Raw genomic sequence first — 19,085 nt, 5'->3', positions numbered from 1 at the left:
CGAAACCTCTTTCTTAACTATTCCGATACAGGTGTCGGCAAATCCCTCAGTACCGCAGGCGGAAGCGTATCAGGGGCAGATTTTTCGCGATTTTCCAAGCCCGACTCAACCGATTCCAAACTTCTGGATTTCTGAAGCAACAAACTTCCCGTTTCGTCGATATCGGGACCTTTTGTCCCAATCAAGACGAAAAACACCACTGCAATTAATATAAGTCCAAAAAGGGCTAAAACCGCAATTTTTAAGGTGTTTTTTTTGTTTCCGTTATCGTTTTGGCTGTACGGGAAAGCGCTTTTTCGCTCCGTCGGGAATTTTTTTCCCATTTTTTCGGGCAAGGCTTCGACGGCATATTTTTGCAAAGCAGTCTGGACGGTCACCTCCCCCACGCCGATTGAATCGAGAGCGATTTCCAGAAGTTCATCAAGTTCGTCAAAATCCTCGGCGCGGTTTTCCAGGGATTCGCGCAGCAAGGCCTTCCACAACGGCTCCAGCGCCGAAAGTTCCTGCGGCTTGCAGCACTCCAAGTCATAAAGCCGCGAAGAAATATCCACGCCTTCGATAGCCTGGGCCTGGGCCGCAAGTTCATTGTAAACATTCGATTCAAGCAAGGGGGCACCTGCAATCCAGCGGAACAAAAGCATCCCCAGGCTGTAAAGATCACTCTGCATACTGGCAGGCCTGCCCTGAAAGCGTTCCGGCGCCGCATAGGCCAAGGCGCCCGGGCCCACAATGCCACAGTCAATCATATATGTCTGCAAGCTATTGCCGGACTTGCAAAGCAAAACATTCGAAGGGTTGATATCGCCGTGATGGATATTTTCTTTATTCAGGGCATCCAACGTCTGCACGACTCCACGCAACAGCTTCAACGCCACCGCTACCGGCATCGCCGGAACGTCTGCCGAACTCACGCCGTCAATAAAATCATAAATCAAGTACGGCGTATTGTCGCGAACGCCCGATTCACGGACTCGGTAAAGCCCGGGAATGTTCAAGTGTTTAAGGCGGTCAGCAACAGAATCCTCAAAACGGCAACCGGAATGGTACCACTTCAATGCGTAAAAGTCTTCGCCACAGGCAAGTTCATAGATATCGGCTTCGCCACCTTGGTGCAACAAGGCGCAGTCACACGCCTTGTCCAGAATGCTCGCCGTAGACTTTTCGCTTTTTACGCTCATAGTCTACCCGAAAGTACCATCGACTTCAAGGAATCTTCGGCAACCTGCGTCCAGTAAATCAGGGAGCTGTTCGTGGGCGCCTTCTGCAAGCCCGCAGACCAAGTATCCCAGGCCGATTCCACATCGCCTTCTTCCCAGTAGATATTTCCGAGGTTGATGTACGCCGAAATGAATCCGGGTTCACGGGTCACGATATGGATGAATATATTCTTTGCGCTATTCTGGTCTCCGGGAACATTGCTCCGCGAAAGAATCAAACCCTTCAGGTTATAGCTAAAATAGTTCAAGCTGTCCAAGTCGATAGATTTATTCAATAAAGGAAGCACGTTCGCAGACGCATCGTGGCCTAGCGTTGCGCGGGCCAAGTAGAACAAACACGTGGAGTAATTGGCATCGATGCTTCCGCTGCTATCAAGGCCGTAAAGGATCTTGAATTCGCGGGCGGCGCGACTCCAACGGACAAACGAGGAATCGTTAAACCGGTCCGCCTGCTCCGCATCGGCATAATAAGAAAGGGCCAACCCGTAACGGGCGTCGCGGTTGGCGGGTTCTACATCGAGGGCTTTAGAAAAATTGGCAATGGCGCGTTCATAGTCGCCAATACGCAAGGCGTCGTTTCCACGTTTGATGTCGTCATTGACGCAAGACATCAAAGACAAGGTGAACAACAGCACCCCTATGTAGCACACACGCCTAAGCATAGCCTAAATATATAATAAAATCAATAAAAAAAGACCTTGGCAAAACCAAGGTCCTTCAAATTCAATCAAGTAAGAAATTACTTGTCGAGTTCGCGCTGAGCAACAACGTTACCTTCGGCGTCGAGGGCGCGGATAACGTTTTCATCGCGCTGGAGGGTCAGGACGGCCTTTTCGCCAGCAGCGGTGGTGATTTCAGCAGTCATAGAACCGTCAGCGTTCTTGACAGCAGCAATGGTGTTGCCCTGAGCGTCCTTTTCATAGTAGGAGTCGCCAGCAGCGAGCGGGTTGGAGCCAGTCCAGAATTCGACAGTGTTCAGGACGAGGAAGTCCACGAACGTAGCGATACCGTAAACCGGGATCACCCACATAGCGAAGTGAACGATGGAGTTGAGCCACTTGTTACCAAGAGAGCCGTTCCAAGAGAGCAGCTTGTTGAAGCATGCGTACTTGCCATAGCAGCCGGAAAGAACAATCATGCCGGCGCAGAGAAGGGTAATGATACCTTTTTTCATTTTATTAACTCCTTAAGGGTTGTTTATCGTTTTCTTACGATGACAGAAATATAACTAAAAAATGATTCTTTGGTGATAAACACCATAAAAAAACTCATTTTTTGATTTTTATCACACCTTCGTTCCGTTTACTTTTATTTACAAAAATTCTCCTTTTTCCCTTTTTTTATTCCATTTTGGACTATCTTTGCGACCGTCATTTCCGTGATTTTTTTCACTTTTCTCTTTTTTTTGTTATTTTAATGTTCAAGTATTCATGACGATAGGTAAGAAAGGAGAGTTGTTCATGGGTTTGATGACGAATAGAATTATGCATTCCATTCTCGCAGTGGCTATTGCATCTACCGCAGCGATAGCAGCTAAAGCGAAGCCGCTTACTGTGTGGATTATGCCCAACGGAGCCTCTCCGCAAGAAATTCTCGAAAAAAGACTTGAAATCTACTCCAAGAAGACCGGTATTCCGACCAAGGTCGAAGTGCTTGACTGGGGTGAAGCCTGGACCCGTATTTCGCAGGCCCTTGCCGGCCAGCAGCCCGCACCGGATGTCCTGCAGCTCGGAACCACCTGGATTCCGTATTTCGCATCGCGTAAAGAAATCAAGCCCCTGAACGAAAACCTCTCGACAATTCAGCCCGAAAGATTCGTTCCTGTCAGCTGGAACACGACGCATATCGACGAAGACACGACCATTTACTCCGTCCCATGGTTCATCGACATTCGCCCGGTCCTTGCCAACAAGAGGATTCTCGCCGAACACGGCATCACTCGCGATTCCGTCAGGACATACGAAGGTTTCAAGAACGCTATCCGCAAAATCAACAGCAAAGATGAAGTTCTTGACGATGGCGCCCACGTAAAGGGTTTCGCCTTCCCCGGCAAGAGCGACTGGAACATTCCGCACAATTTTGCCCCCTGGATTTGGAGCAACGGCGGTTCATTCATCAAGAAAGATGAAAACGGCAAGTGGCATGCCAATATTCTTTCCAGGGAAACCCTTCTCGGCATTTCCAGTTATCTCCACTTTATCATGGATACACTGGTCAATCCCGAAGCCTTGCAGACCAACACGGCCCAGATTGCCCAGCAGTTCAACAACGGCGAACTCGCCTTTATCGTAAGCACTTCAGAAATCGTCATGCAGACCCGTTTCCACGGAAGCATGGGAGGCCTTTCAAACGCCCGTATCGGTAGCGACAGTATCATGGTACTTCCCATTCCCAAGGGCAAAGTTGGAAGCGTAAGCTTTATCGGCGGTTCGAACCTTGCCATTCCGGCAAGCAACAAGCGTAAAGAAGCTTTCGATCTCTTGCTTTTCTTGACCGAAGACGAAAACCTGGACGCCTATACCAAGCAGATTGGCTTTTTGCCGCCATCTAGAAAGGTTCTGCAGGAATGGGCCAAGGATGAAGACTACAACATTCTTGTTCGCGCCCTTGAAACCGGTCGCGCCTACATGGCCATTCCGGAATGGGGTGAATTGGAACAGTTGCTCGTCGCCATGTTCAGCGCCATCTGGGAACAGATGGAAATACCGTCGCTCTATTCCGAAGACAAGCTGTACGAGACTTTCCAGCAGTACACCGCAGAAATCAACAAGAAGTTGAACTACCCGACAAACAGCATGATGACCGCTGCCGAATTCAAGGCCGCCTGGAACAAGATCAACGAAGAGCAAACGCCTGTGGTTGAAGTCGCCAAGGATTCCACGAACGGAGTCGTCGACGACAACATGAAGACAGCCCCCTTCGTATTCGCCGTCATGCTTATCCTCGGGTTCCTGTTCGCCTTCCTCCGCAAGCGCAAGAAATAACCAGCCTTATGAAGTAACGTTTTATGCCTACACACACGATATCAGGTTTTTCGCGAAGCATCGTCTTCAAGGTGCTTATCGTTTTGATTTTCTCCATGACTCTCGTGGTCACGGGGAGCATCTTCATATTCACCTCGAAACAGACACACCTGATGTTGGAGTGGAGCTTCAACAACAACGAATCGATGCTCACGCAGATTGGCAACATGGCGTCAAGCGAAATGAAGCAGTTCGGCGACCGCCTAACGCTTCTTTCCAAGACTTCTGAAATCCAGAGCCTAGACCCCAATACCGCCGCAAGCTACCTCAAGAGCTATAGCATTTCGTCGCTGTTCATTTCGGGCGAAACAGTTACTTTGTACGACAGAGAAAACTCGTTTATTTGCGACAATTCCATGGTCGGCATTCCAACAGAAAGCCCCTACCCCATTGATTTTTCGCGCATTACTCCGCACCGCCCTTACTTGACGCCCTGGTTTAGGGAAGCAAAGGATGCACCCCCGAAGCGTCTGTTCGGCATTAGCATTACAAACAAGTCTAGTTCCAGCGGATACCTGCTTGCAGAATTCTCACTTCGCAGACTTTGGACGAACTTCCCTAACTATAAAATTGGTAGAAACGGATTCCTGGTCGCCATTAACGGTCAAGGAGAAATTCTGTACCACCCCGACTTAAAGCGTTGGCTTACAGATACACACAAGATCAACGAACTTGGATTTACAGAAATTGATCCTCGCAACTATGATGTCAAGAAAGCTCAGTTCCAGAAGCTTTACGACAACGAGCAGTATCTTGTTAACTACTACTTTGATTCTAACACCGATTTTGGTCTCTTTGCCTTCCAGCCGAAAAGCGAAATTGACGACCTGATTTCTTCGGCAACGCAGGCAAGCATCGCCATTCTCGTGATTTCAATTCTGATAATCTTCCTTGTCGCCGCATGGATGTTCTATACGCTTGGACTTCCGCTGAACCGCATGACCAGGCACATCCGCCAGATTAGTGAAGGGAACCTCGATGTCGACGAAATCAACATGGGCAACCGCACAGACGAACTGGGTCAATTGAGCAACGCGTTCAATTCCATGCACAACACCATCAAGCGCCAGATTAAAGAACTGAATGCCCATAGAGAAATCTTGGAACAGGAAGTCAAGGAACGTACCAAGGATTTGGAACAGGCCAACAAGAAACTGGAACTGATTTCGAAGACCGACGAGCTGACGGGACTTCCGAACCGCCGCGAAATGAACGAAACCATCGCAAACGAAATGGGTCGTTCTGCCCGCACGCATAAGCCGTTCTGCTTCATCTTTATTGACATCGACCACTTCAAGAATATCAATGACACCTACGGGCATGCTTGTGGCGACATTATCCTGAAGTCGGTTGCCCAGACGATTCGCGGTCTTTTGCGCAAATACGACGTATTCGCCCGCTATGGCGGAGAAGAATTCTTGACTCTGTTACCCGAAACGGACCTCGAAGGGGCTAGAGTAGTCGCCGAACGTTTCCGCAAGCAGATCGAAAAGATGACCGTTCGCTACGCGGACTTCACCATCAAGATTACGATTACGCTCGGTGTCGCCAAGTTCGACGAACGCCTGGGCGCTGACCGCAGCATCCAAATGGCAGACAAGGCGCTTTACCAGGGCAAGGAAGGAGGCCGTAACCGCGTGATTGTGTGGAGGCCCGAATGGGTGACCGAAGCCGACTACGAGGCTGCCGCCATTGAACTTGCCGCCTTGAAAAAGGATGCCGAAAAGCCCAAGGGCGAAAACTTCCAGCTGAGTCTCGACTATATCGAAGACCATCCGCTCAAGCAGGCCGCAGAAGCTGCGGAACGCGAAGAAGGCGAGGATGATCGCGATGAAGAAAATCCTCCCGAAAAGGAAGAAAAGCAGAGTTAAAACGCTCCGGCATAAAACCGATACAAGCTTCTAAAGCAAAAACACCGCTTTTAAAGCGGTGTTTTTTATCGGGATGACTGAATTCGAATCAGCGACCTCTTGAACCCCATTCAAGCGCTCTACCAGGCTGAGCTACATCCCGTTGGTTCATTGGTGGGTCAAAATTAGATAAAAGTGGGCTTTTTTGCAAGGCTAAAGCCCCAAAAAAGCCGTTTTTTTACTTCCAGAAGCCCACAATCAACACGTCAGGCGTAGCCTTCGGGTACTTTTTGCTCTTGAACGAAACAATCTTCCGGATACTCTGTTGCTTGAGTTCCCAGCCTTCGCGGGAAAGGCCCTTGGTCGAAAGCGTCACCTTAAGTCCAGGAACCTTGCCGCCCTCTGTAATCTTGTCAAATTTATCGACATTCAGCATCACTGGTTTGGCGGACACGGAAAACTGCTTGGCAGATTCAGCTTCCAGAGCGATATCAGGACGAGCCTTCTTGTCGGTTTCCCAAATATAGAACGACCATTCACGTTTTTCGCCCTTGGCATAATAGCCGGCATCAAAGAGCTTTTCACTAAAGACAAACGGAACCTTCACGATGCCATCCATGTTGGCAAGATAAGGCTTGCCGGTTGTATCGACAAGCACGACCACCGGATTGATTTGGCCTTCCATTTCAGAAGAGTTGAAATCAAATTCGATTTTGACGGTACCCTTGGCAGGAATCTTGTTCGGGTACTTGAAGTTCGACATGCCGTTACCCTGGCCGAACACATTTTCAAGAACGATTTCTTTGTCCGTAATATTAGCACCCTGCAAAACGATATGCTTGGTATCGCCTTGGTTCAACATGCCGATGGGGTATTTTTCGGGAACAAAGCGGATTGCCTCGTCGGCAAAAGCAGCCGTCGAAAAAGCCAAAGCCGCTGCCAAAACTGTAGGAATGATTTTGAAAGTCATGGTATGAATATAGAAAAAAATACTAGCTAGAGATTCTTGCAAGCAACTGGCACATTTCCGCATAGCTTTCAACCGTATTTTCGGGCTTAAGCGGGAGCAGGTTCACCGGCTTTCCGAACCCGCAGAACAGCGTAATGCAGTCGACTCCGGCGTTGCGGGCGGCCAGAATGTCGGGCTGGTCGTCACCCACCATGACCGTTTCGGCAGGAGAGACACCTGCGGATTCCATGATTTTCAACAGACCCGCGGGGCTCGGCTTGCGTTCGGGCGTGGTGTCGCCGCAGAGCACGAACTCAAATCGGTCACGAAGGTGGAAATGTTCCAGCAGCTTGAATGTCGGGCGCTCCGGCTTGTTGGTAAGCATAGCTACGCGGGCAGTCGTATTGCGCAGGAATTCGACAACGCCCGGATTCGGGAGCGTGCGCTCGGTGCAGTGTTCCCAGTAAAAATCCGAATAGACCTTATGGACCATTTCAATGGTAACGCCCGTACGGGTCACGTTTTCAGGGAGCGCCGCCTCCCCCATGCTCCGCTCAATCAGCTTCAAGGAACCGTTTCCGATAAAAGTCCGCACCCGCTGTTCGTCATGTTCCGGAAGCCCGAAATGATGCAGCGCATAATTCACCGCCACGGCAAGGTCACCGAGGGTATTGAACAGCGTGCCGTCCAGGTCAAACACGATGAGGGTTTTCTTTTGAAGCATAGCGCGCCCAAATGTAGAAATTTACCGCAAGAATTCCATTTCCACAAGAAAACGGTAAAAGCAAAGCGCCGACACGCCCAAGATGAACACAAGCACGATTACAAACTGCACCGGGTGCTCGCGGAAACTGTAATCCGCCTTGCCGTAGGAGAACTGCCCACGGACAATCGCACTTATAAAAAGCGCCAAGAAGATTAAGGCTAGCAGAAGGGACATAGAAGCGCGCGTTATCGGGATTTCAATAGTAGCTTATTATTCTCTTGAAGGCCGTCGTTGTCGAAGCGGACGGTGGAATTCTTGCCGCTCTTGTAGGCATCTTCGCTTTCGTAGAGGGAAAGGACTACAGAAACGCCAGGCAGGGTTGCAAGATTTACCTCGCCCACCGGAACCGCGTCGCTGAACGAGAATTCCTGCGAAGCGCCGTCCTTGAAGGATGCCTTCGGAATGCGGACCATCTCGCCAATCTGCGCAAGAGACACTCCCGTGCTATCGACGAATTCCGCCACCAAATAGACATCGAAGAAACAGGGCGCCACGCCGGTGTTCTTAACGGTAACGTTCAGCATACTTGTGATATCGGTGGCGTTTCCGGAGGCAGGTGTCGCGACAGTCACCAGTTCCGCCCGCGTCACGGTAAAGTTGTACCCGATGACCTTGCTCATGGAATCGGCCAACGCCTTGTTGTCCTTGTAGAAATAGTAACCGCAGTCGTTGTCCTGGTCGAGAACGTAGTAGGTCAGGTGCGCCGTGGTAATCGCATCCACCCAGCGTTCCGCAGTCCACTTCTGGGTGCCTCCGGGAATCAGGTCGTCGTAGGTCAGCATCGTCCTGTAACCGGCGATATTCTCGGCGATGGTCGGGAGGTTCGCGTTGTATGCCCGCAGCAAGGTATCCGGCCGGCCGGGAATGCCGATGAATCCGTCATCACGCTTGGTAATGCCGAGGTCCAGTGCATGCGTATAGACATCGCCAAAACCGTTAGAAGGCAGCACCAGCTGGGTCTTCTTGAACACGGACGCATAATAGTCCAGCATGTCGATCAACACCGAATCGGCCGGCATTTCGCTCCCCAATATGTGGGACGTGTGCCATTCGCCCCATTCGCCAAAAGTGCGGACATCGATGTATTCAATGCGCGGGTCGCCATCGTATTTTTCGGCCAGGGCCTTCGCAAACTCCTTCGCCGCTTGCAAATAAATCGGGTCATCCCAGACGGGAGCATACGCATGGTATTCTGTCCCGCGCAAGTCAATCTGGATTTTCTTCGCGCCCATCTCGTAGACAAAGGTCGGAGTCCAGTCGTAATCCTCTTGGGGCGGGAAATCACTCTTGATAAACGAAGGGGTGTACGGCAGCACGCGCAAGGCGTAAGTCATGTTGTGCTCGGCAAGTGCGTTCAGCAGCTTTTCTAGTTCCGTCCAGTCATAAACGCCCTTTTCCGGATTCAACTTGTTCCACTGCTGGTAACCGGAACCGTACGAGACCAAATCCCACGCCCTGTTATTCAGGGAACCGTAAGGGCCATATTCAAATTCCGGGACAAAAGTCCACGCCCCACCGGTCGGCACCGTGAATCCCTTGTGCGGGTTAGAAAGCGGCCCGTCGAAAGGCTTGAGCGCGTAAGTGATTTTGGTAGTGTCTGCAACATGAACCGCGGAGGTGTCTTTTTCGTCATTGCGAGAACTCGAAGAGTTCGAGGCAATCTCTGAAGAACTGCTGGTGCTTAGCGAATCTGTCTCCCTGGAGTCAATGGTCCCTGAGCCTGCCGAAGGAGACGATAGTGTCCACGAAGAACTTGATTCCTCGACCGCACTGCTTTCTGTATTCTCCGGAGCAGCACTACTACCGTCATCGCCACAGGCGACAAACAGTGCCACAGCAGCCATCAGAGCAATTTTTACAAGGTATTTGCTGAAGGGTTTCGCCATAATTTAAGTATAGCAAAAATATTTTTTTGAGACTCGGAAGCAACGTTGTCAAGAGCTTTTAAGAAACACATGTATCGATGTTTACACAAACTCGATATTTTTACTTTTTTCATCTGATTTTGAAAACGGCTTTTTTGTATATTAAGTTCGCGAATGAGCACACAATCGATTGTAGAATGGATAAAAAAGAATGAAAGGCAGGCGAAAGTCTTTATTATAGGCTTTTATGGATTTGTTATGCTTCTTTTGTTTGCTCTTCATCCACGAGATTTTACTCCCGTGGACAATGAACGAGTGCTTGCTTATACGAAGGCTAATCAAAAAGAAGGGATTGGGTGCCAAATTGAAGGCTATAAACTTTCTAAATTAGAAGAACCTTTGGTTGTTCCTTTTTTGCAAGTATTTATCAATGGTTATTACGGATTGTATCGCGTATATGATGTTATGTATGTGAATAAATCTGGCGAAAAACGTAAGTTTTTTACTTATAAGTGTCCTTTAACTTACGGACTTGATGTTATTCCAGAAGATATTGATTTTATTATTGAAGAAACTTCAGATGTAATAACTGTTTATTATGAAAAAGAACCGGTAGACGGCTTTAAGGTTGAAAATAATCCCTTCTCAAAAGAGATTCAATTTAAATTTTTGAGTGATTTGGAAAATGTACGTACTGTAGAAGGGGCTTGTTTTTGATGAAAAAATGGATGTCCATGAATATTGGTGAACTTCCTTGGGTCAATCGTCTGCTTTCCCTGATTTCATCGATTTTGCTTTTTTTATATGGTTTGTCAAATGTTATGACATTGATTCATTACGGCTTTGAAAAAGATTTTGGAACAATTTGGGCTTTGTCTGGTATTTTAATTCTACCAGCATCAATACTTTTGTTCCTTGATTTTTTGAATGTTCAATTTTCATGGGTGAAAAATCGCGTATGGTTTTTATGTTTCTGGGTTGCATTTGTGCTTAGAATTTTTACATATTTTTTAGGTCGATTTATTCAAACTTATTATCATTGATTACGAAATCTTTACTTTATCATCTTCTTTGCGTTACCTACTTGCAGGCTCTCCCCCTTTAGTTATCAACAAAATCGACCCTATTTTTGCAAAAACAAGACACCCCTTGCGTTTCTTAAAAATTTTTATTATATTAAAAAAAGAGATTTTTGATTAACGGTGGAGGTTTCTTGAAAGTTGACTTGTGGGCAACCGAAAAGGACAATGGGCTTGCGACCTTGATCAGCCATACCGATTGATTATTTGGGGCGCAGAACCGAACAAGGCTGTTATTTGGGCTGAAGTTACCGAAGCAGAAGTCATAGAAATTATAGATTATCATAAATAGAGAGGAATAATATGGCAGAAGAAAAAGAACTCCTTTTGTGGGGGGCAACTTCCCCTGGAGAAATTCTTGAAGAAAAACTTCAAGAAATGAATGTGGATGTTAACGATTTCGCCGCCCGAATCGGCTACACCCCCAAGACGGTGAACGAATTGCTCAAAGCCAAGTGCAGGGTGACGGTTGAAATGGCCTATAGCCTTGAATTTGGGACAGGAATTCCCCAGTATTGTTGGCTCAATCTTCAAAAACAGTACGACGAAGACCTTTGGCGTGAAAAAATCAAGAAATCCCTCAAGAAAAGTGTTGTTTGGCGCAAGTTCTTCCCTATCGGTGAACTCAATCCGCGCACATGGGTCAAGGACTTCAACAACAAAGAAGACGGCGTATCGCCCATCCTCAAGTTCTTCGGGGTGGCTAGCCCCAAGGCGTGGGAAAATTACTATTACAAGAACCGCCTGAAGGTGGCCTTCCGCATTTCGCTGGCCGAAACCGAAGACCCGTACGCGGCCTCCGTGTGGATGCGCCGCGGCGAAATCCTCGCCGACGAAATCAAAATGGAAAAGCAGAACGACAAGAAGGTGCGTTCCGCCATCAAGAAGGCGATGCCGCAATTTGTGGAACTGGCCAAAAACGACGTTGCCGCGTGGGAAGATTTACGCCGCAAGAAGGCATTGCCCAAGCCGAAGGTGGGCGAAGATTTTATTGACGACGGCATGCACAAGTTGCAGGAACTGGGCGCAAAGCTCGGAATCAAGGTGCTCTACGCGCAGAACTTCAAGTCGGCGCCGATTCATGGCATGGCCCGCTGGTACAAGGACATCCCCGTCATCCAGCTTCACGACCGTTTCAAGGACCGCAACGCGTTCTGGTTCACGTTCTTCCACGAGCTCGGCCACATCGTGCTCCACGGCAAGAAGGACATCTTCATCAAGAACGTCTATTACGGCAACAAGAACCAGCAGAAGGACGACGAGGCAAACGCATTCGCACAAAAATACATGACGCAGGCAGGGCTAGAAGTCTAAAAATGCTATCTTTGTGCGCATGAAAAAATACCACTTGGCCACATACGGCTGCCAGATGAACGAGTACGACTCGGCGATGATTGCCCAGGAGCTCGACATGTGCGGTTGCGTCGAGACGAGCAACCAGGAAGATGCCGACTTTATCATCGTGAACACCTGCAGCGTGCGCGAGAAGGCCGAGGAAACCGCCATCGTCAACATCAGCAAGCTCAAGTACTTGCGCAAAAAGAATCCCGATGTGAAAGTCGTGGTATGCGGTTGCATGGCGAAGAATCGCGGGCCGGAACTTTTGAAGAGGCTCCCGAACGTGAGCTACATCGTGGGGCCGGACCAGTACAAGAAAATTCCGGAGTTGCTGCTGGGCGACGCCAAAAGTCCGCTGCACCTGACGCACCACAAGATGTTCATCGACGAGGACCTGAGCGAGAACTATCTGGGCGAATACGCGAAACTCCAGAACGACTTTACCACCTTCGTCGCCATCCAGCGCGGTTGCAACAAACGCTGTAGTTACTGTATTGTGCCGTATCTGCGCGGGCCGGAAAAGTACCGCGACATGGAAGACGTGCTTGCCGAAGTGCGCAAGGCGGCCGACAAGGGCATTACCGAGGTGACGCTCCTTGGCCAGACGGTGAACGCCTACAAGACGGAAGGCGGGAACTTTGCGGACCTGCTTACGAAGGTTTCTGAAATCGGGGGCATCCGCCGCATCCGCTTTACGAGCCCGCACCCGAGGCACTACACGAACGAGCTCATCGACGTGCTGCTGAACAACCCGAAGGTCTGCCACTATGCGCACATTCCTATCCAGAGCGGCTCCGACGCCATGCTCAAGAAGATGCGCCGCCAGCACAATATGGAGCAGTACCTCTCGATTATCGAGCAGTTGCGAAGCAAGGACCCGTTCTACGGAATTTCGACGGACGTGATTTGCGGTTTCGTGGGCGAAACGGAAGAAGATTTCGAGCAGACGCTCAAGGCTTTTGAAACCTGCCAGTTCGACTCCGCCTTCATGTTCATCTACAGCCCGCGCAAGGGCACGGAATCGTACAAGGAAGCGGAGACACTCACCGAGGCCGAAAAGAACGAGCGCCACACGCGCCTGGTGGAACTGCAGAACGCCATCACCCTCAAGCGTAACCAGATGATGCTGGGCCGCACCGAGGAACTGCTGGTGGAAAAGAACTCCGTGCGCGACGAGACGGAACTGCGTGGCCGCACTGACAACTTCAAGAAGGTGGTGTTCAAGCCGGAAGTTGGCCAGATTGTGAAGCCCGGCGACTACGTGAAAGTTAAATTGGATGATATTAGGGGCTGGACGATTCGCGGGACGCTGGTGTAAGATGTGGGGTGTGAGGTGTGGGGTCGCGCCTTCGGCGCTTTGAGGTGTGAGGTGTAAGATGTGGGGTGTGAGGTGTGGAGTGTGAAATGTGTAGTGAGAAGTGCGAGGCGATGAGTATGAAGTTTTGGAATGTTCGCGGGATTGCGTTTGCATTGCTTTCTGTTTTTGCAGCAAGTGCATTTGCGCAGACGATGGCAGACGCACACAAGGCCTACGTTGCAGGCAACTGGAAAGAAGCCGCCGCAGCATACGAAGCCGCTTGCCCGAAGGAACCAGATTCCCTGCGTGCCGAATGCTACCTGTGGAATGTGCTTGCACTTTCGCAAACGGGAAGCGCCCAGTCGTTCAAGATTGCAGGCAAGCGCCTCGACAGCCTCATCCAGACGACCAATCCGCAACGCGCCATCTACGCCGACCTCATGATGACGAGCGCCCAGTTCAGGCTCTACCTTGGCAAATACGACAAGGCCGCCGAAGACTTGATCCAGGCAATTGAAACATCTCACCCGCACCAAGCTATTGTACTGCAAAAGGTTTGCAAGGCCGTTAAGGCAAAGGTGAAATCGGAAGACTTGAACGACCGCTGCAACCTGCTGAACAATCCAGATTCCTTGAAGGCCATACGAACCGCATCGCAGGCAAAAGCCACCGCGGCCACCGAACCTGCAAAGGTTGCCGCGCCGGAACCTAAGCCCGTTGTTGCCGAACCGGCACCTGCAGTCGAACAACCTAAAACAGCCGCCCCTGTCGCAGCTCCCGCAGCACCTGCCGCTACCGCACCGATTGAATACTGGACTTTACAATTGGGTGCATTTGGAACAAAATCTAATGCGGACTTGCTTGTTTCGAATCTGAAAAAGCAAAAGATTTCTTGCACAATTATTGAACAGCCGAGAGGCGAAAAAACGCTTTATTTGGTGCAAACGGGCAAATTTGATACCAAGGACCAGGCCATCGACTTCGCGGCAAACAAGCTTGCGCCCCTAAAAATCGAATATCAGCCCCTTTTGAAAAGGTAAATTTGCACAAAAAAACGCTTTTTTCGAGCTTTCCCCTGCAAAAAAAGCATAAATTGTTCTATATTTAAGCAAACCCCGAGCCGGGGTGGTGAAATTGGTAGACGCGCCGGACTCAAAATCCGGTACTCGCGAGAGTGTGAGGGTTCGATTCCCTCCCCCGGCATTATTTTTTGAAGGAAGAAACTGATGGCGAATTGGTGCAAGATTCTCACAACGGTGCTTTTGTGCGGCTCCATTGCGTTCGCACAGTTTGACGACGACGAATCTTCCGAAGATTCCTATTCTTACGGGGCCTCCGAGGAAACAACAGACGACGGCTTTGCAGACGAAAACAGCAACGAAGAAGCCGAAGAAACCTCCAGCGCAAGCGTTGGCGAAGCAACTGCAACGGCCGACGAATGGCAGGGATTCAACTACGAAGAAATGGGTCTGACCCAGTGGGAATTCCAGCAGGCCAAGCAGGAAGGCATCACAAGAGCCAAGTTGACACACCTTGTTGAAATGGGTGTCCGTCCCTCCGAATATCTGCAGAAACCGTGGGAAAAACTCGGCGTCTCTGAAGAAGAATGGCTCGCTCAGCGTTCTGGCGGTCTCGAAGACGCCGACATCGACCGTTCTTACCGCAACCGTTCTGGCGACCAGGGCTATGCCTACCTTTCTCTCCTTGTTCCGTCGCTCTATCAGTGGCACAAGCAAGAATCGATGAAGGCCATCTGGATTGACGCTCTTTGGGGCGTAAGCGTCGGTGCAACAGTTTACCTTGCAGTCGACGGCAACACCGCTTGGTGGTATGGTTTGATTTTTGTAGCTGGCGCACACATTTGGTCCTTTGCTGATGCATTCTTCAGCACCCAGTGGGACAGCAACCCGGACGCAAACCGCTTCAGCTACGGCATTCTCCCGACACCGGAAAAAGGTGTTGCGGGATTCTTCAATGTCAAGTTCTAAGCGCATCATGCAGCTAGAATTACTCAAAAGCAAAATTCATCGCGCAACTGTAACCGACGCAAACCTCAACTACGAGGGTTCGATTACTATTGCCCGCGACCTGATGGACGCCGCCAATATTCTTCCTTTCGAAAAGGTGGGCGTTCTTGACGTGAACAACGGCAATCGCCTGGATACTTACGTCATTGAAGGCCCTGCCGGTTCCGGCGTGATTTGCCTGAATGGCGCAGCCGCACGACTTGTCCAGCCCGGCGACCTCGTGATTATTGTTGCCTATGCAACCATGAGCGAAGAAGAAGCGAAAACGTGGAAACCCACAGTTATCCACGTGAACGCCAAGAACGAAATCGTTTAACACCTTCGGTGTAGTGTGTAATGACGAATGAGGAATGTGGAATTATCTATATTCCTAGCATGCGATTTTTGCTGCTGACAATAGTATTCGTAGCATTTGCTTTTGCTGAAAACCCCATAAAGGCAGACTCAGCTATTGTTTCTAATACCCAAAAAGACTCTACCCTTGCAAAAAACGCCCCCAAAGACACAATTGTCGACACCATCTACGTGGTTCCAGACGACGGTATTCCCTGGAACCGCGAGCATTTTGACCCCGAGCGCCTTGTGCGCCACGAAACTTTTGACCCGGCTTTAAAAGTCGCCTACACCTATTCCGTGAGTTTTATGGGCGGCACCTTCGGAAGCTTCGCCCAGCAGAGCTACATGGCACACCTCGCCTACGAATTCACACCGGAGCTTCATTTATATGCAAATGTAGGACTCTGGATGCCGCTATATTCCAACTTCCGTTTCGGAACACCCATTGCAAAAGAAGATGTACGACAGGGTAATGTAGATGTTGTGCTCCCCGACATTGCACTGGAATACAAGCCTAATGACAACATGAGTTTCAGGCTGATGTTCGTGAACGAACGCGATGCTTTCAAGGCTTACGGCCCGCACCGCTACCTGTATGGCGGATGCCCTTGGCGCAATCCGTATTATTGTAGATAGTAGAAAGCCTCGCCCGACTTGAACAAGCAATACAAACAAGGAACATTTTTTCTAAATTTCAACTAGAAAATGTCCTTGATGTACACCAAAACATTTCGCTTTTCTTTCGCCGCAACAGCCTTGATGGCTGCATTGCTTTTTACAGGTTGCGAAGAAGAAAAGAAACCTCAGGTAGTAAAGGTCAAGCGTACCTACAAAGGTGATGTCGAAGTGTTGAACAGTTGTGGCATGCAGGGAGCGGCAGCCAAGATGCGCTCCTACTTGCGCAACAACGGCTTTGACATTGTGAGTTCTAGAAACGACCGCCTGCAGAATTACGACGAAACCATTCTTGTGCTTAGAAATCCCGAATGGGAAGGCGCGAAAGCGCTTGCCCAAGCGCTCAAGACCGACAATGTGCTGATAGTCCATAGCAGCCGCGCCGTTGTCGATGCCGCCGTGTACATCGGAAAAGACTTTAATCAAATCATAGAACCCGAACAGGGAGAAGAAAAATGACAACAAAAATCAAAGACCTGCCAGAGTCCGTAAATATCGGCGCCAGCATTCTTTTTGAATTGCGCGCCCAGGACGTCCAGTTGATAGACCTTCGCGGCATCAAGGACGTGACCGACTTTTTCCTCGTCGCCACTTGCGAAAGTGAAGCCCAGATGCAGGCCATTTTGAACGAACTCCGCAAGGAATTCAAGGCCAACAAGCTCCCGTCTGTTGGCGTGGAATACAAGGAAGGCGTGCGTTGGGCCGTGTTCGACGCAGGTCTCGACCTGATGGTTCACCTGTTCGAAGAAGAAAAACGCAACGAGATTTCGCTCGACCGCCTGTACGCCGACGGCACCGTTGAAACCCTCGACGAAAATGACTTTGTGAAGAAGACCTCCAAGAAGAAGAGCAGTGAAGATGAACTCGTTTGAGCAAGAAATCGCAGAAGCGCTCGCCGCCACAGGATCCTTCGAGAAGGAAGCCGCCCTCAAGCTTATCTCCGTGCCGCCTGACACCAGCCACGGCAATTTCACCATTCCGTGTTTCTCGCTCGCGAAGGTGATGCGCAAGGCCCCGAAGATGATTGCCGAAGACCTCGCCGCACAGGTGAAGCTCCCCGCAGGCCTTTCGAAGGTCGAAGCCGTGAACGGTTACCTGAACTTCTTCATTGACCGCGGATTCCTCGCGAAGTCGACTCTCGAAGAAATCGCCGCCAAGGGTTTGGAATACGGTCATGCAGCCCCGAACGGCAAGGTTGTTTGCATCGACTTCAGTTCCCCGAACATCGGCAAGGAACTCGCCTTCCACCACCTGCGCTCCACGATGATCGGAAACTCGCTTTCCCGCATCTACAAGGCAGCGGGCTACAAGGTAGAACGCATTAACCACCTGGGTGACTGGGGTACCGCATTCGGCAAGCTCATCGTGATGTACCTGCGCGAAAACCGCCCCACCGACGACGCCACGCTCGATAGCCTGACTGTGAAGGAATTGAACATTCTTTACGCCGCCTTCTCCAAGGCATCTAAGGAAGAGCCTAGTCTCGAAGACGAAGCTCGCGCCGCATTCACTAAGCTGGAACAGGGTGACGAATTCTACCGCAAGCTCTGGACCGCCTTCCGCGCCGCGACGCTGAAGGAACTCATGCGTATTTACGACATGATGGGCGTGAGCTTTGACCACTACACCGGCGAATCCTTCTTCGAAGACAAGATTCCGGCCATTCTCGACGAACTCCGCGAAAAGAACCTGATGGTCAAGAGCCAGGATTTGGACGTGGTGATGCTCGACGAATTCGACCTGAACCCCTGCCTGATTCGCAAGAGCGACGGCTCCACGCTGTACGCGACCCGCGACCTCGCCGCCGCATGCTACCGCAAGAAGGAATACAACTTCGACAAGTGCCTCTACGTGGTGGATCTCGGACAGGCTCTCCACTTCAAGCAGGTGTTCCATGTGCTTAAGAAAATGGGCCGTGAATGGTACAAGGACATGTACCACATTCCGTTCGGCGTGATTCTGCAGCTGGTGGATGGCAAGTGGGAAAAGGGCAAGACACGCACGGGGACTGCAAGCCTGTTGCGCGACGTAATCGAAGCCGCCCAGAAGAAGATTCTCGAATTCATCGACGAGAAGAATCCGGGCCTCGAGAACAAGGAACTCATCGCGCGCCAGATCGGCATTTCAGCGCTCACCTTCAACGACTTGAAAAACAGCCGCCTGAAGGACGTGCGCTTTGACTGGGACGCCGTGATGAGCTTCGAAGGCGATACCGGTCCGTATGTGCAGAACGCCCACGTGCGCCTGTGCAGCATTATGCGCAAGGCCGGCATTGAACGCGCGGACCTCGCCGCCGCAATCAAGGACGTGAACTTCGCCGAACTTGGCGACGATGCAGCCTACAGCCTCATCAATATTCTGTCGAAGAAGGGCAAGAAGATTCAGGATGCCGTCGCCGGTGACGAACCGAGCGTTCTCGCCCAGTACGCCTTGGAAATCGCAGAAGCCGCGCACAAGTTCATCCACGAAGACCGCGTGCTCGGGAGTGCCGAAGAAAAGTCCAGACTCTTCCTGGTTCAGGCGACACAGATCGTGCTCGAAAACGTACTCGACCTGCTCGGACTCTTCCCGATTAGGCAGATGTAGCCGACGAGCCCTTGGCTCGCGGCAGTAGGCAGTAAACAGTTAGAAGTAGACAGTAAAAAACGAGAGCTTGAAAGCTC

General features: G+C 50.4%; 20 protein-coding genes and 2 tRNA genes. 14 read left to right on the top strand and 8 right to left on the bottom strand.

What is annotated here, in order from left to right; genetic code table 11:
- Window positions 1-17: 17 nt before the first annotated feature.
- The 3 genes from BUC02_RS07920 to BUC02_RS07910 all read right to left on the bottom strand — a co-directional run bounded on the left by BUC02_RS07920 (window position 18) and on the right by BUC02_RS07910 (window position 2,391).
- A complete protein-coding gene (locus tag BUC02_RS07920; RefSeq protein ID WP_139261067.1) occupies window positions 18-1,178 on the bottom strand; it encodes a serine/threonine protein kinase in 1,161 nt (386 codons plus the stop codon).
- The gene (locus BUC02_RS07915; RefSeq protein WP_073321036.1) at window positions 1,175-1,879 is read right to left on the bottom strand and encodes a tetratricopeptide repeat protein; all 705 of its coding nucleotides are present in this window, start codon (window positions 1,877-1,879) and stop codon (window positions 1,175-1,177) included. Before BUC02_RS07915 ends, BUC02_RS07920 begins: the two co-directional genes overlap by 4 nt.
- Window positions 1,880-1,956: 77 nt before the next feature.
- Window positions 1,957-2,391, bottom strand: a complete 435-nt coding sequence (locus BUC02_RS07910; protein WP_073321033.1) for a DUF3332 family protein — start codon at window positions 2,389-2,391, stop codon at window positions 1,957-1,959.
- 295 nt (window positions 2,392-2,686) lie between these two features.
- On the opposite strand from BUC02_RS07910, the gene BUC02_RS07905 reads away from it, so the two are divergent.
- On the top strand, window positions 2,687-4,201 hold the full coding sequence (locus tag BUC02_RS07905; protein ID WP_254794155.1) for an extracellular solute-binding protein: 1,515 nt from the start codon (window positions 2,687-2,689) through the stop codon (window positions 4,199-4,201).
- Between the two features lie 23 nt (window positions 4,202-4,224).
- Window positions 4,225-6,111, top strand: a complete 1,887-nt coding sequence (locus BUC02_RS07900; protein ID WP_083564492.1) for a sensor domain-containing diguanylate cyclase — start codon at window positions 4,225-4,227, stop codon at window positions 6,109-6,111.
- A 68-nt stretch (window positions 6,112-6,179) separates the two neighbouring features.
- Here the strand turns inward: BUC02_RS07900 and BUC02_RS07895 are convergent.
- From BUC02_RS07895 to BUC02_RS07875, 5 genes are all read right to left on the bottom strand, one after another.
- Window positions 6,180-6,253: transfer RNA gene (locus tag BUC02_RS07895), tRNA-Pro, on the bottom strand.
- Window positions 6,254-6,328: 75 nt separating this feature from the next.
- The gene (locus BUC02_RS07890) at window positions 6,329-7,060 is read right to left on the bottom strand and encodes a hypothetical protein (RefSeq protein ID WP_073321023.1); all 732 of its coding nucleotides are present in this window, start codon (window positions 7,058-7,060) and stop codon (window positions 6,329-6,331) included.
- Between the two features lie 22 nt (window positions 7,061-7,082).
- Complete coding sequence (locus BUC02_RS07885; RefSeq protein WP_139261066.1) at window positions 7,083-7,763, bottom strand: HAD family hydrolase; 681 nt, start codon at window positions 7,761-7,763, stop codon at window positions 7,083-7,085.
- A gap of 21 nt (window positions 7,764-7,784) precedes the next feature.
- Window positions 7,785-7,979, bottom strand: coding sequence for a hypothetical protein (locus BUC02_RS07880; RefSeq protein WP_073056062.1), 195 nt, complete (start codon window positions 7,977-7,979; stop codon window positions 7,785-7,787).
- 11 nt (window positions 7,980-7,990) lie between these two features.
- Window positions 7,991-9,691, bottom strand: coding sequence for a beta-galactosidase (locus BUC02_RS07875; RefSeq protein WP_073321017.1), 1,701 nt, complete (start codon window positions 9,689-9,691; stop codon window positions 7,991-7,993).
- 153 nt (window positions 9,692-9,844) lie between these two features.
- Here BUC02_RS07875 and BUC02_RS16555 point away from each other — a divergent pair, with 153 nt between their 5' ends.
- The 12 genes from BUC02_RS16555 (at window position 9,845) to argS (ending at window position 19,008) form a co-directional block, all read left to right on the top strand.
- Complete coding sequence (locus tag BUC02_RS16555) at window positions 9,845-10,387, top strand: hypothetical protein (RefSeq protein WP_254794149.1); 543 nt, start codon at window positions 9,845-9,847, stop codon at window positions 10,385-10,387.
- On the top strand, window positions 10,387-10,713 hold the full coding sequence (locus tag BUC02_RS07860; protein WP_073321014.1) for a hypothetical protein: 327 nt from the start codon (window positions 10,387-10,389) through the stop codon (window positions 10,711-10,713). Before BUC02_RS16555 ends, BUC02_RS07860 begins: the two co-directional genes overlap by 1 nt.
- A 339-nt stretch (window positions 10,714-11,052) precedes the next feature.
- Entirely contained in the window at window positions 11,053-12,063 is a 1,011-nt protein-coding gene (locus BUC02_RS07855) for a HigA family addiction module antitoxin (RefSeq protein ID WP_073321011.1), read from the top strand.
- A gap of 19 nt (window positions 12,064-12,082) precedes the next feature.
- Window positions 12,083-13,405, top strand: a complete 1,323-nt coding sequence (gene miaB / locus BUC02_RS07850) for a tRNA (N6-isopentenyl adenosine(37)-C2)-methylthiotransferase MiaB (RefSeq protein WP_073321008.1) — start codon at window positions 12,083-12,085, stop codon at window positions 13,403-13,405.
- A gap of 116 nt (window positions 13,406-13,521) precedes the next feature.
- Complete coding sequence (locus BUC02_RS07845; RefSeq protein ID WP_073321004.1) at window positions 13,522-14,424, top strand: SPOR domain-containing protein; 903 nt, start codon at window positions 13,522-13,524, stop codon at window positions 14,422-14,424.
- 79 nt (window positions 14,425-14,503) lie between these two features.
- A tRNA-Leu gene (locus BUC02_RS07840) sits at window positions 14,504-14,587 on the top strand.
- 23 nt (window positions 14,588-14,610) lie between these two features.
- Window positions 14,611-15,372: a hypothetical protein gene (locus tag BUC02_RS07835; RefSeq protein WP_073321001.1), complete on the top strand. Its 762-nt coding sequence runs from the start codon at window positions 14,611-14,613 to the stop codon at window positions 15,370-15,372.
- A 7-nt stretch (window positions 15,373-15,379) separates the two neighbouring features.
- Complete coding sequence (gene panD / locus BUC02_RS07830) at window positions 15,380-15,727, top strand: aspartate 1-decarboxylase (RefSeq protein WP_073321213.1); 348 nt, start codon at window positions 15,380-15,382, stop codon at window positions 15,725-15,727.
- A gap of 20 nt (window positions 15,728-15,747) precedes the next feature.
- The gene (locus BUC02_RS07825) at window positions 15,748-16,383 is read left to right on the top strand and encodes a hypothetical protein (protein WP_254794148.1); all 636 of its coding nucleotides are present in this window, start codon (window positions 15,748-15,750) and stop codon (window positions 16,381-16,383) included.
- A 123-nt stretch (window positions 16,384-16,506) separates the two neighbouring features.
- Window positions 16,507-16,881 (top strand): LytR C-terminal domain-containing protein, encoded by a 375-nt coding sequence (locus BUC02_RS07820; protein WP_249268809.1) that lies wholly within the window; start codon window positions 16,507-16,509, stop codon window positions 16,879-16,881.
- The gene (gene rsfS, locus BUC02_RS07815) at window positions 16,878-17,294 is read left to right on the top strand and encodes a ribosome silencing factor (protein WP_073320995.1); all 417 of its coding nucleotides are present in this window, start codon (window positions 16,878-16,880) and stop codon (window positions 17,292-17,294) included. Before BUC02_RS07820 ends, rsfS begins: the two co-directional genes overlap by 4 nt.
- A complete protein-coding gene (gene argS / locus BUC02_RS07810) occupies window positions 17,281-19,008 on the top strand; it encodes an arginine--tRNA ligase (protein ID WP_073320992.1) in 1,728 nt (575 codons plus the stop codon). The genes rsfS and argS overlap by 14 nt, the downstream gene beginning before the upstream one ends.
- Window positions 19,009-19,085: the final 77 nt, after the last annotated feature.

Origin of the sequence: Fibrobacter sp. UWOV1 (assembly GCF_900142495.1) — a bacterium.
Lineage (GTDB): Bacteria > Fibrobacterota > Fibrobacteria > Fibrobacterales > Fibrobacteraceae > Fibrobacter.
Note: the sequence above shows the minus strand (reverse complement) of the source record. Positions and strands in the feature narration are given on the sequence as shown.